The following is a 15,672-nucleotide window of genomic DNA, read 5'->3' as shown; positions in this document are numbered from 1 at the left end:
GCCCCGCGCCCGATGTGCGGGCACGCCGGGCCCGAGAACGATGGGATCACCGGCGGCGAGTGATTCCCCTCGTCGCAAAGCATTCCGACAAGAGGATCACCATGACGACAACGATCGCGCAGCCGACGACGGCTGCGGTGCACACCGAGCAGCTCACGAAGGTCTACGGGCAGGGCGACACCCGCGTCGTGGCGCTCGACCACGTGACCGTCGACTTCCGGCGCGGCCAGTTCACCGCCATCATGGGCCCCTCGGGCTCGGGCAAGTCGACGCTCATGCACTGCGCCGCCGGGCTGGACACCCCCACGGAGGGCCGGGTGGTCATCGGCCAGGTGGACGCCACCTCCCTCAACGACAAGGCGCTCACCCTGCTGCGCCGACGCCGCATCGGCTTCATCTTCCAGTCGTTCAACCTGCTGCCGACGATGAGCGCCCGCGAGAACATCCTGCTCCCCCTCAAACTCGCCCATGTCAAGCCGGACGAGGAGTGGTTCACCACGATCGTCACGGTGCTCGGCCTCACCGAGCGTCTGGGACACCGCCCCGGCGAGCTGTCCGGCGGCCAGGCCCAGCGCGTCGCCGCGGCCCGCGCGCTCATCACCCGCCCCGACGTCATCTTCGCCGACGAGCCGACCGGCGCCCTCGACTCGGCCTCCAGCGACGAGCTCCTCGACTTCCTCACGCGCTGCGTCCACGAGCTCGGTCAGACGATCGTCATGGTCACCCACGACCCGCACGCCGCAGGCTACGCCGACCGGCTCCTCCAGCTGGCCGACGGTCGGATCATCGCCGACAAGCCCCTCCATGCGATGCCCGGACGTCCCGCTCAGGCCGCCGGTCAGCCGGTCCCGGCCGAGGGCGGTGAGCACTGATGCTGCGCCAGCCCCGCCGGCTGCTCAGCGCCGGCATCGCCATCGTCCTCGGCGTGGCCTTCGTGACCGCGGCCCTGCTGTTCGGATCCTCGCTCAACGCCTCGGTGCGTCAGCTCGCCGGCCGCGAGATCGGCGACGCCGCCGCCGTCATCACCCCGCCCGACGACGGGAACTCCTCGTCCGCCTCCGAATCGGTCATCGACCAGTCGGTCATCGACGCGGTGAACGGCGCCCCGGGCGTGCAGGGCACCCGCGCCCTCTACCGGAGCTACGCCGTGCTCACCAGCTCCGGGGCCCAGGCCCAGATCGGCGTCGACAACCTGCCGCGCCTCGAGGACGGGACCAGCCTCGCCGAGGGCCGCCTGCCCCAGTCCGACGAGGAGGTCGCCATCAGCACCCACATGCGTGACAGCTACGGCATCACGCTGGGCGAGCAGATCACGACGCGCAGCTACGCCAACGAGAAGGGGCCCCGGCAGTCCACCGTCGTCGGCTTCGTCGACTCCGACACCGCATCGCGGAGCGACTACGTCTACGCCACCGACACCGGCGCCGTCGCCATCACCGGCATCCCCGGCTACGAGGCCCTCATGGTCCGGGGCTCCGACCCCACCGCCCTGCGGACGACCCTCTCCGATCTGGGCGTCGTCAAGGACGGCGGTCTCACCGTGCGCACCGGCGAGGAGCAGATGCAGCACGAGATCCACCGGCTGACCGGCGAGTCCCAGTCGATCACGAACCTCCTTCTCGTGTTCGCCGGCATCGCCCTGTTCGTCTCGGTGATCGTCATCGCGAACACCTTCTCGATCCTCGTCGCCCAGCGCGCCCGTCAGCTCGCCATGATGCGCTGCGTCGGCGCGACGAAGGGCCAGGTCCTCGCCACCGTGCTCGGCGAGGCCCTCGTGCTCGGCGCCCTCGGTTCGGCCGTCGGCGTCGTCCTCGGCGCCGGCCTGACATGGTTGTTCCTGCGCCTCGGGCAGGGCGCGTTCGCCATGGAGGTGCCCTTCACCGCGAGTGTCGGGGCCCTCGTCGCGCCGTTCGTCGTGGGCATCCTCATCACGCTCCTGTCGAGCCTCGGCGCGGCCCGCAAGGCCACCGGAGTGGCGCCCCTGGCCGCCCTCCACCCGGAGCTGGCCACCACCAGGGCCAAGCGGTTCGGCGTCGTCCGCGGCGTACTGGGCGGCCTGCTCCTCCTGGTCGGCGCGGCCCTGCTCGTCGCCGGCTGGCACGCGGCGGGCACGAGCGACGACGAGGCCCGCAGGACGGCGACCCTGCTCACCGCCATGTCGGGCGCGGGCCTGGCCTTCCTGGGCGTCATCGTCCTGGGCCGCGGCCTCATCCCGGCCCTCGCCAGGCTCATCGGCGCGCCGCTGCGGCGCGCCAGCGTCCCCGGCGACCTGGCCGTCGCGAACTCGCGCCGCAATCCCGGCCGGGCCGCCGCGACGGCGAACGCCCTGCTCGTCGGCGTCACGCTCATCGGCGTGCTCACGGTGGGCGCCGCCTGCTCCCAGGCGACGGTCGACCGCGAGCTCGGCTCGCACTTCCCGCAGGACGCGGTGGTCGAGGCCCCGGACGGCGTGAGCGACGAGGTGCTCGACCAGATCCGCAACGTCCCCGACGTCTCCGCCGCCGAGCTCGTGCCCACCGTCCAGGCGCAGGCCGATGACGAGGGGACGAACAGGGACGTGCAGGTGGTGGGCGTCTCGTCCGCGGCCGCCGGGATCTCGCGGGTCCCGCAGCGCTACGAGGGTCTCGCCGACGGCACGTTCCGCACCAACGACACCGACTTCACCGACGGCCAGCGGGTCACGGTGAGCCACGAGGGCCGCAGCGTCGAGCTGACGGCCGACGTCGACTCCTCGTACTCGGATGCCCTCGTCGTCACGCCGGCGACGATGACGCAGCTGTCGCCGGACGCCGCGAACACCGCCTGGGTGCGCTACGCCGACAAGGCGGACGCCCAGCGGGTCACGACCCGTATCGGTCAGATCGACGCCTTGAAGAACGCCTCGATCAACAGCGGCGCCGCCCAGCGCGCCGAGTACCAGCAGATGATCGACGCGGTGCTGCTCGTCGCCATGGGCCTGCTCGCAATGGCCGTCATCATCGCCGTGGTCGGCGTGGGCAACACGCTGAGCCTGTCGGTGCTGGAACGCACCCAGGAGCTGGGGCTGCTGCGGGCCCTGGGCATGACGAAGGGCCAAGTGCGTCAGATGGTCGGCTGGGAGTCGGTGACGCTGGCCGCCGTGGCGACGGTCATCGGGCTGGCACTCGGCGTGGTTCTCGGGATCACCGGGGCGAAGGCCCTGCTGGCCTCGCCCGGCATCCCCCTGGCCATCCAGGTGCCGTGGCCGAGGCTGGCCCTCATCGCGGCGGTCGCCCTGCTGGCCGGCTGGCTCGCCTCGCTGGCGCCGGCGGCGCGGGCGGTGCGGGTCGCGCCCTCGGCGGCCCTGACCGCCGACTGACCGGCCGGCAGGTCCCGACCACCGACCGACCAGCTGGCAGGCCCTGACCGAGGGTCGGCACGACGACCCCGACCGGAGGCCGGCAGGACGCCCTGGTCGGTCGGGCGATGCACCGGACAGGGGGACCGGGCACCGCAGAAGGGCCCCTCGGGAGCGGTTCATCCGCCTCCCGAGGGGCCCTTCCCGGCGCGTGTGCGCGCGAGCCTCGACGACGCCGGCCCCGCCAAGGCCCCTCCCCGCGCATGCGAATCATCGTCCAGTGTCCGCGAGCCCCCCTCTGGTCGGCCAGGGCCTCTTCCCGCGCGTGCGAATCATCGGGCACCGGCCTCGCCGCCGTCCACGCCGACCCCGCCCCCTCCCCGCGCGCGAATCATCGGGCCACGTTCGGCGGCGAGTGCGTCGTTGAGGCGGGCCCCTCCCCGCGCGCGAATCATCGGCTGGCCCCCTGCTGGGGGGAGACGGGGAGCAAAAGACCCCATCCCCGCGCACGAACGGCGAGCACTCACCTCCGCCGCGATCAGCACGGCCCGCACCCCATCCCTGCGCGCGCGAACGACGATCCGGTCGCCGGGCAGACCGGCACCGGGCTGCCGGTCAGAACGAACCCGCCGCCGCGCCCCGCGCGACCACGGCCCCTCGGGGCGTTCCCCGCCGGCGCCTCGCACTGGCGGCGTCGACGACCCCACCGGGGCCGCGCATCCCGGACGCTGGGCCGAGGTCGGTGAGGAAACTCCGCTTCACGGCGGCCACTCGCGCTCCCCGTCACGCGGGGTCGAGGGGAACGGACTCCATCCAGACGGGCCCGCCCAGGCCGTCGACGACGGCAAGCTCGCTCAGGCCCTCGGGTCCGGCCCGGTGGATGCTCGCCGCGTCGCCGAGCTCGGCCCCCGCGATGACCAGGTGCGGGCCGATCAGGCCGATGCCGCGCGGCTGCGGCTGGGTGACGATCCGTGCGAGCCGGGCGCCGAAGCGTCCGTCGGGGCCGAGGGCGGCCATGGTGAGCGTCGATGCGCGGCGCTCGGAGGCGACCGCCCAGGCGCCGTCGGGGGCGATGACGAGGTCGGAGCCCCAGATGCGGCGCTCGGACTCGTCGACGGCGGGCCGGCGCCCGGGCGGCACGAAGACACCGCGACGCAGCCCGGCCTCCGGCGCGACGCAGTCCATGGTGCTGCCGCTGGGCTCGAGCACCCCGCTGTCCGAGTCGCGGCGCAGGTGGACGACCCGCCCGCCGAACTCCTCGGTGACGTAGAGCGAGGAGCCGTCGGGCGAGAGACGGATGTGCCGCGGCCCGGCCCCGGGGTCGAGGCGGGCGCCGAGGGACTCGTCGGGCACGAGCCGGCCTCCGGCGACGCGGAAGCCCGCGAGGCGGTCCTCGCCGAGCAGGCTCAGGTAGGCGTGCCGGCCGTCGGGGCTGGGGACGATGCAGTGAGGCTGATGGCCGGTGCGGACCACCTGCCAGCTGGAGGCGTCGACGAGCCCGTCGGCGCCGAGGCGCGCGCAGGCCAACTCGCAACCGGCGTAGCTGACGGCCATGAGCAGGTCGCCGACGACGCTCATGTAGGTCTGGGCGATCGGGCAGTCCACCGTGGCGACCGGGCTCGTCGACCCGTCGGGCGCCCAGGTCACGGTGGTGATGCTGTGCGGGTCCCCGCCGTTGCCGACGTGCACCAGGGCGCGGGCGGCGTCGACGACGACGGGCATGGGGCGCGGGCCGGTGGCGGTGCGCCCGGCGACCCGCACGACGCCGGACTCGTCGTCGACGATGAGGCTGGTGAGCACGTCGTCGAGGCGCCCGGCGACGAGGCACAGGTACGTGGCCATGGGTTCCTCCTGTTGTCGCGGCTGCTGTGCAGGCGATCCGGGTGCACGCCAACTGTAGTCGGCCATGCCGTCGTCGACTCCGGTGCGGAGGCGTGCGGGGCGGGGCGATTCACTTCTTGCCGCCTCGGGTGCGGCCTGTTCCGCAACCCCGGGGTGGACTGAACCCGTGGACCGCGGGGCGGGGCCGAGGAGGATCCACTCCGCGGTCAGGGCGCGGGCCGATGGGAGTCCGGTTGCGTAGAGTCTGTGTCCGGGTACCCGTCCGCTTCTGCCACAGTGAGGTCCTGACCCATGCACATCAGCCCCTTCGTCGCCGGCCTGCCGAAGGCCGAACCGCACCCGCGCGCCGGGGGCACCCCCGAACCGGAGTCGAAGTTCGCCCTCGCCGGGCGCAACGGGATCGCGCTCGCCCATGGCACCGCCGACCAGGTGCGCGCCCCGTACGACCGCGCCTCGTACGCCTCCGCCGACCCGGCCCGCATCGGCGGCTGCATCGCCGAGAGCCTTCGGCCGGTCGTCGACGAGGGCGGGGCGGACGAGGCCCTCCCTGCCCGCGAGGCCCTCCCTGCCCGGCCGAGCCGCAACGCGGTGGACATCTCGCGGGCCTCTCGGGGCCTCGAGGTCCGGCTGCGCACCGAGATCGACGAGCGCCTGGGCGGGACACGATGACCGGGCGGGAAGCACAGCGGACCGCTTCCGTGCAGCACCGCTGCGCCGTCATCGGCCACCCCGCCGCGCACTCGCTGTCACCCGCCCTGCACATGGCCGCCTACGAGACGCTCGGCCTGAGCGGCTGGAGCTACGAGGCGATCGACGTCGAGCCCGGGCACTTGGACGAGTTCCTGTCCGGCCTGGACTCCAGCTGGGTGGGGCTGTCGGTGACGATGCCGTTCAAGTCCGCGATCATCGCCCACGGCACACCGGAACCGCTCGTCACGGCGCTGGACGCGGCGAACACGATCATCTTCGGCGCCGTTGACGGGTCCCGGCGGACGAGCCGCCGGGAGTCCAACCGCTGCTACAACACGGACGTGCCCGGCATGACGGGCGCCCTGGCGCACCGCGGCCTGACGAGCGCCGACAGCGCGATCCTGGTGGGCGCGGGCGCCACCGCCCGCAGCGGGCTGGCCGCCCTGTCCCGCATCGGCGTCCGGCACGCCGAGGTCATCGCCCGCAGCCTTGAGCGCGCCCACGCCAGCCTGGACGAGGTGGCCGCCCGCCACGGCATCGACCTCGACGTGGTCGGCTGGGGCGAGTTGTCGGCCCCCGGTGGTCTGGGCACCGACCGGGCCGATCTGCTGCTGTCGATCGCACCGGTCGACTTCACCGACGCCGAGGCCGCGCGGATCGTCCGTGCCGCCCCGGTCGTCTTCGACGTCTTCTACGAGCGCCACCCGTCCGCGCTCTCGCTGGCGGCCGCCGCGGCGGGCCGGGTCAGCGTGGACGGCATCGACCTGCTCGTCTTCCAGGGCATCGGTCAGGTGCAGCTCATGACCGGGCTGACGCCCGACCCGGAGCCCCTGCTGGCGGCCTGCGCCGCCGAACTGGCGCGCCGCCGGGACAGTCAGGCGCGCCGCCGGGACAGCTGACAGTCCGAGGTCCTGGCTCGGGTCCCCTTGTCGGGCCGGAGGCTCCCGCCCGCTGCATCGCGCACGCCGAGGGCCGCGTCGGGCGTGTTCGTGATGATCGCGTCGACGTCCAGGGCCAGCGCGGCGCGCACCTGCTCGGGGCGGTCGAGCGTCCACACGTTGACCTCGATGCCCTTGCGGTGGGCCTTGCGCACCGTGTGCGGCGCGATCGCCATGACCCTCCCCGAGGGGTGGAGCGCCGCGGCCCCGAGGTCGAGGGCGTACCTGGTCGGCCTCCGCAGCACCTCGTCGTAGAGCAGGCCGACGCGCTCGCCCATCCGGGCCATGAGCCGCATCGAGGCGTGGTTGAACGACGAGTAGATCACCCGGCCGCCCCAGCCCAGTCGCTCGACGGTCTCGACCACCTCGGCCTCCATGCCCGGATAGGACACGACCGAGTTCTTGAGCTCGATGTTCGCGCTCAGGCCGGTGCCGGCCAGGGCGGTGAGCACGTCGTCGAGCGTGGGGATGCGGGTGCCGGCGAAGTCGGCGCGGCCGCACGAGAAGTCGTGGCGGTGCAGCTCGGCCAGGCTCATGTCGCGGATCCAGCCGTGGCCGGTGCTCGTCCGGTCGATCTGCTCGTCGTGGCAGACGACGAGCCGGCCGTCGCGGGTGCGCTGCACGTCGAGCTCGACGCCGTCGGCGCCGAGCGCCGCGGCGGCGGTGAAGGCGGGAACGGTGTTCTCGGGCGCGGCCCTGCTGGCGCCCCGGTGGGCCCAGATCCGCGTCACCGGGTGGGTCTGACGGAGAGCATGTCGATGACGGCGCCGGGGTCCATCGTGAGGGCGAGCCGCACGGTGCGGGCGACGTCGTGGGGACGAAGGTAGCGCTCGGGCTCGTACGGGTTGCCGAGCTCGGCCTGCATGGCCACCTGCATGTCGGTGTCGACCTTGCCGGGGTGGATCGAGGTGACGCGCACGACACCGGCCTCCTCGGCGCGCAGGCCGTCGGCGACGGCGATGAGGGCGCGCTTGGACGCCGAGTAGCAGGCGTCGTTGCCGCGGGTGTGGAAGCCGCCGCCGGAGTTGATGAAGACGACGTGGCCGCTGCGGGCGCGCAGGGCCGGCAGGAGGAGGCGGGTCAGCTGGGCCGGGGCGATGACGTTGAGCTCGAACTCGGCGCGCCACTGCTCGGGGGTGAGCTCGGCGATGCGCCCGAGCGTGGTCTGCCCTGCGCACGGGACGAGGGCATCGAGCTCGGTGATGGGCGCGGCGGCCGCGACGAGGGCGTCGCCGTCGAGCACGTCGGCGATGAAGGGTTCGGCGCTGGGCAGGGACTCGACCAGGGCGTGCACCGCATCGGGGCGCCTCCCGCCGACGACGACGTGCCAGTCGCCGGCCAGCTCCTCGGCGATCGCGCGGCCGATGCCGCGGGTCGCACCGGTGACCAGAACACTCTTGCGCTCACTCATGGCCCAAGCCTACGGGCCCGGGGCCGTTCGGCAGGCACGGGCATTCCTGTCCGCCCGGGGGAGCACCGGTCAATGCCCTGCTCCCAGATCAGCGGCGTAGGCATCCCCGTCCACCCGGGGGGAGCACCGCAGGCGGGGCCGGCGCTCCAGGAGCTGGGTAGGCATCCCCGTCCACCCGCGGAAGCACCCTCGTCCCTCCGGAAGATGCGGGCATCCCCGTCCACCCGGCCCGTGCCGGTCGTCTGCGGAGCGTTCGGCCTGGAGGCGCGATGCACGTCGCCCTGCCGCTCGCACCTCTACATTCGTGCCCCCACCTCACTCTTGCGCTCGCACCTCGGACATATCCCGGGTGTCAGCGTAAAAGTGCGGTGCGAACGCAGGGGACCGAAAGTGAGGCGGGAGCGGGAGGACGGGAGGTGCGGTGCGAACGGGGCGGGAGAACGGGGCGAGAAGGGGACGCCGGGACCGGGAGACGGGAGAGCCGTGATCGCGGAGGGAGGCGCGGCGGGCCGGGGTCAGACGACGATGACGATCTTCCCGCCGGCGGCGCCGTCCTCGAGCAGCTGGTGGGCCGCCGGCACCTCGTCCAACCCCATGACCCGCCCGATCGGCACGCGCACCCGGCCCGCCGCGACGTCATCGAGGAAGCGCTGGAGCACCTCGGCGGGCAGGTCGGCGGCCTCGCCCGAGTAGGCGGTGAGCCGCACCCCGTTGGGCAGGAAGTCGATGGGGTAGAAGTCCTGCAGCGACCACTCGTGCGAGACCATGCCGGTGAAGCAGCACACGCCCCCGGGACGCCCCGCGCCGCCGCGGCGCAGCGCCCGCACGGTGTCGCGCAAGGTCGTGGCGCCGATCAGCTCGACGGCGCAGTCGGCACCGCCGGGCACGAGCCGCCGCGCCTCGGCGGCGACGGTCCCGCCGTCGACGAGCACGTGGTCGACGCCGAGCGAGACCAGGCCAGCGACGCTCTCCGGGCGGCGCGCCGTGGCGAGCACCGTCATGCCCCGCTGCTTCGCCAGCACCGCCAGGGTCATGCCGACCGAGGTCGTACCGCCACGGATGAGCAGGCTCTGACCCTCCCGCCCGTCGCAGCCGGTGGTGAGCGAGCCGTACGCGGTCTGGAGCATCTCGGGGACGGCGCCGAGCGTCGCCCAGTCCAGGCCGGAGTCGAAGGCGATGGCCTGCCCGGCCGGCACGCAGGTGTACTGCGCGTAGCCGCCGTCGTACTCGCGGCCCATGCCGCCCATCATCGTGGCGACCCGCGTGCCCGGCGCCAGGGTCCCGGTGGTGTCCACGTCGACCTGCCCGACGGCCTCGATGCCGAGCACGCGCGGCAGGTGCACCGCATCGCCCGACAGCCCAAGCCGGGTCATGAGCTCGGAGTGGTTGAGCCCGAAGGCCCGCACGCGGATGCGCACCCAGCCCCGAGGCGGCTCGGGCACCGGAAGCTCGCGCACGTGGAGCCTCGTCGCCGGTCCGGGCTCCTCGAGGACGACGGCCCGCATCGTCGCCGACGCGACGGGACCCGCCGCGCCCCCGTCCGCCGTGCGCTTCTCGGTCACGGGGCCAGGCCAATGATCGGGCGCACGCCCGACAAGGGACGACCGCCGGGGCGCCGCTCGTCCTGGGGCATGATCCTGCGCGGCCCCGCCCGACCCGGGCCCGCCCCGATTCCCCACCGATCAGAGACCCTTGGTGACCCCGACCGCACACGTCGAGGTCCGAACGGGAAACTCCGCCCCATGTGCCGCCGGTCCGAGCCCCGGCCGCGCACGCCCGGGCCAGACCGTCCGGGAATGTTGGCGGCGCCGCGCAGGGCGCCCCGGCTCCGCGCGCCCGGGCCACCACCACGCCCCGTCACGGGTAACGCCCAGGCCGCGCCCGACCCGGGCCCGACCGATGAGGAGGTGGGTGCGGCCATCTCGCCGGACGGGTCCGAGGGCACTATGCTTTCCATTGGGTGAACCAATCGTTTCACGAGGAGAACCATGAGGATCGAGTCCGTCGACGTCCTGGTGTGCTCGCCGGGTCGCGCCTTCTGCACGGTGCGCATCGCCACGGACGACGGCCTCGTCGGCTACGGCGACGGTACGCTGAACGGCCGCGAACTGGCCGTCGCGTCCTATGTCGCCGACCACGTGGCCCCGACCCTCGTCGGGGCCGATGCGAGCCGCATCAACGACATCTGGCAGTACTGCTACCGGGGCGCCTACTGGCGCCGCGGACCCGTCACGATGTCGGCGATCTCCGCCATCGACCAGGCCCTGTGGGATCTCAACGCGAAGGCCCTCGGGGTGCCCGTCCACCGGTTGCTCGGCGGCCGGGCCCGCGACTTCATCACCGCCTACCCGCACTGCACCGGTCACACCGTCGAGGCGGCCCTCACCGACGCGGCCGCCAGGCTGGCCGAGGGATACCGGGCCCTCCGCGTCCAGGCGCAGGTGCCCGGCGTGCCCACCGCCTACGGCGTCGCCAGGGGGGACGAGGAGTACGAGCCGGCCAGCAGCGTCCTTCCGGACGTCGAGGAGTGGGACACCGGCGCCTATCTGGACTTCCTGCCCGAACTCATCAGGGCCACCCGCGACGAGCTCGGCTACGGCTTCGAGCTGCTGCACGACGGTCATCACCGCCTCAGTCCGAGCCAGGCCGGTTGGATGGGCCGCCGGCTCGAGCCCTACCGCATGTTCTGGCTCGAGGACCCCACTCCCGAGGAGGACCAGCGGGCCTTCGCCACCGTCCGCTCCCTCACGAGCTGCCCGATCGCCGTCGGCGAGGTGTGGAACAGCGTCCACGACTGCCAGCACGCGATCACCGAACGTCTCATCGACTACATCCGCATCCCCGTCACCCACGGCGGCGGGCTGACGCACCTGCGCCAGATCCTGGCGCTCGCCGACGTCTACGGCGTCCGCTCGGGGCTTCAGGGGGCCTCGGACATCTCCCCCATCGGCCAGGCCGCGAACTTCGCCCTCGACTGGACGATCCCGAACTTCGGCATGCAGGAGTACATGGGTTACCCCGAGGACACCTGGCGGGTCTTCACTCCCCACTACCGACTCGAAGGAGGCGTCATCACACTCGACGGCACCCCGGGACTGGGCGTCGAGTTCGACGAGGAGGCGGCGGCCCGCTACCCGTACGAGCCGAGGTCGCTGCCGGTGAACCGCCTGCGCGACGGCGGCATGTACGACTGGTGAGGGCCGGTCGCCCGTCCGGGGCGCCCATCACCCGCGGAACCGGCTCCGTGTCCGTTCCCATCTCACCCTCACGTTGACGCCCGGGGCACGTCCGAGGTGCGAACACAAGACCGAGGTGGGAGCGGAAGGGGGACGAGCCGGTCCAGGCCCCGGCCGGCACCAACCAGCACCCCACGAGCCGGCCGACCCCACGAGCCGGCCGGCCTCCACGTCGGCCCTCGGTCACGCCCCGACCCCGAAATTAACGTGGACGGCGAAGATGTCTTCACGTCAAGGCATTACCGTGAGCAGGTGAGCAGACATGGAGTGCTTCGTCTGAAGCCGATCGAGGACATCATCGCCCAGCAGTCCGAGGACGCTGCCGCCGACGCCGCCTCCCCCGGCGTCCTCAAGCGCCGGTTGACCGTCCGGGACCTGCTCGGGCTGGGCATCGGCATGGTCATCGGAACCGGCATCTTCACCCTGACCGGCATCGAGGCCCGCGACCACGCGGGCCCGGCCGTCACCATCTCGTACGCACTGGCCGGCCTCATCGCCCTGCTCGCGGCGCTGTGCTACTGCGAGATGGCCTCGACCGTGCCGACCGCCGGCTCGGCCTACACCTACGCCTACGCGACGCTCGGCGAGATCTTCGCCTGGATCATCGGCTGGGACCTCGTCCTCGAGTTCGCGCTCGGCGCCGGCGTCGTCTCGCGAGGCTGGTCGGGCTATCTCAAGTCGCTGTTCAACCTTCCGGACGCCCTCTTCGGCGAGACGTCGACGGTCAACGTGGGCGGCATCCTCATCGCGGTGCTGCTCGGGCTCATCGCGATGATCGGCGCCAAGGAGTCGGCGCGCGTGACGAACGCCCTCGTCATCATCAAGGTGACCATCTGCATCTTCATCATCGCGGTGGGCGTCTTCTTCATCCGGGCGGCGCACTACCGGCCGTTCATTCCCGACCCGGTGTCCACGACCGAGAACGGCCGGACCGGATGGGAGACGAGCCTGGTCCAGGCCGTCACCGGCGTCTCGCCGTCCACCTTCGGCGTGGCCGGCATCCTCACCGCGGCCGCCGTCGTCTTCTTCGCATACTCGGGTTTCGAGGTCGTCGCCAACATGGGCGAGGAGACGAGGAACCCGCAGCGCGACCTGGTGCGCGGCGTGCTCGGCACGCTGGGCATCTGCACCGCCCTGTACGTGGCGGTCTGCCTCGTCGTCACGGGCATGGTCAAGTACACCGAGATCGACGAGGGCGCCCCGGTGGCCGAGGCCTTCAAGTCGGTGGGCCTGGGCTGGGCCGGCGCGCTCATCGCGATCGCCGCCATCTGCGGACTCACCTCGGTGATCCTCGTCGACATCATCGGCATGGGACGCATCGCCTTCGCCATGAGCCGCGACGGCCTGCTGCCCATGGCGATCGCCCGGGTGCACCCGCAGTGGGGCACCCCCTACCGTGTCATCCTCCTCACGACGATCCTCGTCGCGACGCTGGCCGGCTTCGTCCCGCTGCGGGCCCTGGCCGACATGGTCTCGATCGGCACGCTGTTCGCCTTCGTCGTGGTCAGCGCGGCCGTCCCGATCCTGCGCCGCACCCGACCCGACCTGGAGCGCCCGTTCACGGTGCCGTTCTCGCCGGTGCTGCCGATCGTCTCGGTACTGGCCTGCCTGTACATGATGATGAACCTGTCACTGGCCACATGGATGCGCTTCCTCGTGTGGATGGTGATCGGCCTGGTCATCTACGCCGGCTACGGCCGCCGCCACGCGCTGGCCCGCCGCCACGACGCCGGACGGGACGCGGTGGTCATCACCGCCTGAACCGCTCCGCCCCCGGGCGCACCGAAGACTCCGGGACGCACGAGGGGCCCGCGCGGATCCGCGCGGGCCCCTCGTTGCGCGCCCAGAGGGAGTCGAACCCCCAACCTTGCGCTTCGGGTACCCGATCGGGTCCTTGAGGAGCTCGCCCAGGATGTGCGCGATGTCGCCGAGCGGGTCGCCGGACGGCGCGGCGGAGATCGAGGGGTTGATGGCCTGCAGCTCGTCGTCCGTCGGCTCCTGGGCCTCGTCGCACACGAGCGTGTCGACGGTGAAGCCGCGCCCTGACGACTTCGAGCGGGCGACGAGCTCGATCGAGCCGCCGTTCGTCAGGTAGATCCCCTCCTGGCCATTCACGTTCCTGATCTCGCGCACGAGCTTGTTGAGCTCTTGGAACTCGGCCCCCGGGTCGGCGGCGCGCTCCCCGAGGAAGTACCGGAGCCGCCGGAAGTGCTTCCTGCCCGTCTTGACCTCGTGCGCGGTGTGCAACACCCGCCGGCCGAGCCCGACCGTGACGAACAGCTCGTACACCTCCAGGATGGCGTTCTTGCCGTTCTGCCGCGGGCATGAGAGCCCGCAGTCGAGCGACACCCACCGCCCGGCCCGCACCCGCAGCCAGTCCGACAACACGAGCTCCTGCCAGTCATCCGGGATGAGGCCGTAGGAGGAGGCGAGGGAGCATGCCAGGTCTCCGTACGTGTCACCGCGACGAGGTGGCGCGACGCGGACCCTTGGCGGCGTCTCGACGCCGAACCTGCTGGCGTTCCTCGAGCCGGCGCGTGAACTCGTCAAGTCCGGTCTCCTTGCGTGCAGCCGGTTTCTTCCCTGCCGCCTGCTCGAGCTCGTCGATCTGCGCGAGCACGTCGATGAGTCGTGTCGACAGGGCGGCGAAGTCGCGGTTCGAATCGCACTCGTCGAGCTGGGCCGCGAGCATGTCACGGAGCCGCTTCAGCCCCGGCAGCCTGCCCTGGCGGGCTGAGTTGACCAGCGTCATGCGGATCACCTCCGGCTGCGGACCAGGACGGCCCGGGGGGATACCGCCTTGGCCGGAGATGCCCGCTGGGGCCCTCCGGAGGGGATCCCCCCTGGGCCCGTGCTCGTTTCCCAGTCTGTTCCCGTTGCTCCTGTGGTCCCTCTGCGAATGTCGAATCGCGCACGAATGGCATCCGCATCGCTTGTGACGTGCTTATCCCGGAAACCTTGTCCGATTTCTGGCGATTGCACACCCGATGCGCCGGCTGCTTGTTGTCGATGGTGTCGGGTCCGCCGGCGGAGAGCGGGAGGATGTGGTCGACGACGTAGGCCATGGGGTTGTCATGGTGAAGGCCTCGGCTTGTGGTGCTCGGGGCCTCGGGTTTCTGGGCGTGCTCCGCCCGCCATCTGTCAGGTTACGGTACCACGGGGTTGGTCCGCGGGCGCTGGGGGCGCGTCTTGGCGGTGGCCGCGAATTGGGGCGTGTCCGCTGGGGTTCTTCGCCCCGGTGGTGAGGAGGACCTCGGCTGCGAGTGCCGGGATCTGGTCGAGCTGGTCGAGTGTGTTGGCGGTCAATTGAAACCCCTCTCGAATACCGCTAGTGCGGGCTTGACTTGTCCTGCAAGTCCGGGCTAGACTAAACTCGTGAATCGCAAGGCAGCGCTCAAGAAGATCAAGGCCGCAGCCAAGGCGCGGGGCCTCCGATTCGAGACCCGCGAACTGACCCGGCACACTGCCGTGCAAGTCGGAGACACGACCCGCACCCTCGGCCGCCACAACGAGGTCGACGACGTGACCGCGGGCAAGTTCTTCGACCAGTTCGCCGACGAACTCGGCGGGAAGGGGTGGTGGCGATGAGCCGCAGAACGTTCACGGTCACGGCCGAGCGCGGCCGTGGCCCGTGGTGGGTGACCGAGTGCGCCGAGGTCGGCGCCGTCTCCCAGGTGCGCCGTCTCGACCAGGCGGCCGACGACATCCGGGAGGCGATCGCCTACCTGTCCGGGCTGCCGGAGGACTCGTTCGGCATCGAAGTGGCCCCGGTGCTGCCCGACGCGTTCTGGGAGGCGATGCGAGGCGCCGAGGACCAGCGGGCCGCCGCCGCGGCCGCGAACCGTGCCGCCGCCGAACTGAACCAGCGGGCCGCCCGGGTACTGCGGGACGAGGGCCTGACGCTGCGGGACGTCGGCCACCTGATGGGGGTCTCGCACCAGCGGGCCGCCCAGCTCGTCGGCTGACCGCCGGCCGCCTCGTAGCCGGCCTGCCAGCCGACGGACAGGTCGTGGATCAGTTGGCATGCCGTCTCGCCGCCGCAGTCGCTGAAGCCCACCGGGCCGCAGCTGACCATGAACCGGGTCCGGCGGCCGGGGCGGCGGACGGCGGTGACGCGCAGTTCTACGCCGGTCCGGGAGGCGTCGTAGCCCCAGCCAGCGGACTCGGGTCTCGTCGTTCCAGGAGGCGTCGTAGGCCGGCTCGGGGCCGCCGGTGCGGCCCTGCATGGGCTCCAGGGGC

Annotated in this window: 14 protein-coding genes; 8 read left to right on the top strand and 6 right to left on the bottom strand. The window is 72.3% G+C overall.

What is annotated here, in order from left to right; genetic code table 11:
• Positions 1 to 101 precede the first annotated feature (101 nt).
• Both K336_RS14200 and K336_RS0103740 read left to right on the top strand, forming a co-directional pair.
• Positions 102 to 872, top strand: coding sequence for an ABC transporter ATP-binding protein (locus K336_RS14200; protein ID WP_028706320.1), 771 nt, complete (start codon positions 102 to 104; stop codon positions 870 to 872).
• Positions 872 to 3,337, top strand: coding sequence for an ABC transporter permease (locus tag K336_RS0103740; RefSeq protein ID WP_028706319.1), 2,466 nt, complete (start codon positions 872 to 874; stop codon positions 3,335 to 3,337). The genes K336_RS14200 and K336_RS0103740 overlap by 1 nt, the downstream gene beginning before the upstream one ends.
• 762 nt (positions 3,338 to 4,099) lie before the next feature.
• Here the strand turns inward: K336_RS0103740 and K336_RS0103735 are convergent.
• Positions 4,100 to 5,158, bottom strand: coding sequence for a lactonase family protein (locus K336_RS0103735; RefSeq protein WP_028706318.1), 1,059 nt, complete (start codon positions 5,156 to 5,158; stop codon positions 4,100 to 4,102).
• A gap of 291 nt (positions 5,159 to 5,449) precedes the next feature.
• On the opposite strand from K336_RS0103735, the gene K336_RS0103730 reads away from it, so the two are divergent.
• Together K336_RS0103730 and K336_RS0103725 are read left to right on the top strand one after the other, a co-directional pair.
• Positions 5,450 to 5,827 (top strand): adenosine deaminase, encoded by a 378-nt coding sequence (locus tag K336_RS0103730; protein ID WP_021797900.1) that lies wholly within the window; start codon positions 5,450 to 5,452, stop codon positions 5,825 to 5,827.
• 29 nt (positions 5,828 to 5,856) lie between these two features.
• Complete coding sequence (locus K336_RS0103725) at positions 5,857 to 6,747, top strand: shikimate dehydrogenase family protein (RefSeq protein WP_028706317.1); 891 nt, start codon at positions 5,857 to 5,859, stop codon at positions 6,745 to 6,747.
• Here the strand turns inward: K336_RS0103725 and K336_RS14195 are convergent.
• From K336_RS14195 to K336_RS19655, 3 genes are all read right to left on the bottom strand, one after another.
• The gene (locus K336_RS14195) at positions 6,723 to 7,517 is read right to left on the bottom strand and encodes a glycerophosphodiester phosphodiesterase family protein (protein ID WP_081660550.1); all 795 of its coding nucleotides are present in this window, start codon (positions 7,515 to 7,517) and stop codon (positions 6,723 to 6,725) included. The two genes, K336_RS0103725 and K336_RS14195, sit on opposite strands and share 25 nt — an antisense overlap.
• Entirely contained in the window at positions 7,514 to 8,197 is a 684-nt protein-coding gene (locus K336_RS0103715; RefSeq protein ID WP_021797905.1) for an SDR family oxidoreductase, read from the bottom strand. The genes K336_RS14195 and K336_RS0103715 overlap by 4 nt, the downstream gene beginning before the upstream one ends.
• Before the next feature lie 515 nt (positions 8,198 to 8,712).
• The gene (locus tag K336_RS19655) at positions 8,713 to 9,759 is read right to left on the bottom strand and encodes a zinc-binding dehydrogenase (RefSeq protein ID WP_233418713.1); all 1,047 of its coding nucleotides are present in this window, start codon (positions 9,757 to 9,759) and stop codon (positions 8,713 to 8,715) included.
• Between the two features lie 426 nt (positions 9,760 to 10,185).
• Between K336_RS19655 and manD the strand changes: the two genes are divergently transcribed.
• Positions 10,186 to 11,394, top strand: a complete 1,209-nt coding sequence (manD, locus tag K336_RS0103705; RefSeq protein WP_028706315.1) for a D-mannonate dehydratase ManD — start codon at positions 10,186 to 10,188, stop codon at positions 11,392 to 11,394.
• 291 nt (positions 11,395 to 11,685) lie between these two features.
• Positions 11,686 to 13,194 (top strand): amino acid permease, encoded by a 1,509-nt coding sequence (locus K336_RS0103700; RefSeq protein ID WP_028706314.1) that lies wholly within the window; start codon positions 11,686 to 11,688, stop codon positions 13,192 to 13,194.
• A 697-nt stretch (positions 13,195 to 13,891) separates the two neighbouring features.
• Here K336_RS0103700 and K336_RS0103690 read toward each other — a convergent pair.
• Both K336_RS0103690 and K336_RS20075 read right to left on the bottom strand, forming a co-directional pair.
• Positions 13,892 to 14,185 (bottom strand): hypothetical protein, encoded by a 294-nt coding sequence (locus K336_RS0103690; protein ID WP_021797880.1) that lies wholly within the window; start codon positions 14,183 to 14,185, stop codon positions 13,892 to 13,894.
• On the bottom strand, positions 14,127 to 14,498 hold the full coding sequence (locus tag K336_RS20075) for an HNH endonuclease (RefSeq protein ID WP_081660548.1): 372 nt from the start codon (positions 14,496 to 14,498) through the stop codon (positions 14,127 to 14,129). Before K336_RS20075 ends, K336_RS0103690 begins: the two co-directional genes overlap by 59 nt.
• Before the next feature lie 310 nt (positions 14,499 to 14,808).
• On the opposite strand from K336_RS20075, the gene K336_RS0103680 reads away from it, so the two are divergent.
• Positions 14,809 to 15,021: a hypothetical protein gene (locus K336_RS0103680; RefSeq protein ID WP_021797894.1), complete on the top strand. Its 213-nt coding sequence runs from the start codon at positions 14,809 to 14,811 to the stop codon at positions 15,019 to 15,021.
• A complete protein-coding gene (locus tag K336_RS0103675) occupies positions 15,018 to 15,398 on the top strand; it encodes a hypothetical protein (RefSeq protein ID WP_043150238.1) in 381 nt (126 codons plus the stop codon). The genes K336_RS0103680 and K336_RS0103675 overlap by 4 nt, the downstream gene beginning before the upstream one ends.
• The last annotated feature ends 274 nt before the right edge of the window (positions 15,399 to 15,672 follow it).

It is taken from the genome of Propionibacterium acidifaciens DSM 21887 (assembly GCF_000426605.1).
Lineage (GTDB): Bacteria > Actinomycetota > Actinomycetes > Propionibacteriales > Propionibacteriaceae > Propionibacterium > Propionibacterium acidifaciens.
The sequence above is the reverse complement of the archived record's forward strand: the minus strand, read 5'-3'. Positions and strand labels throughout refer to the sequence as shown.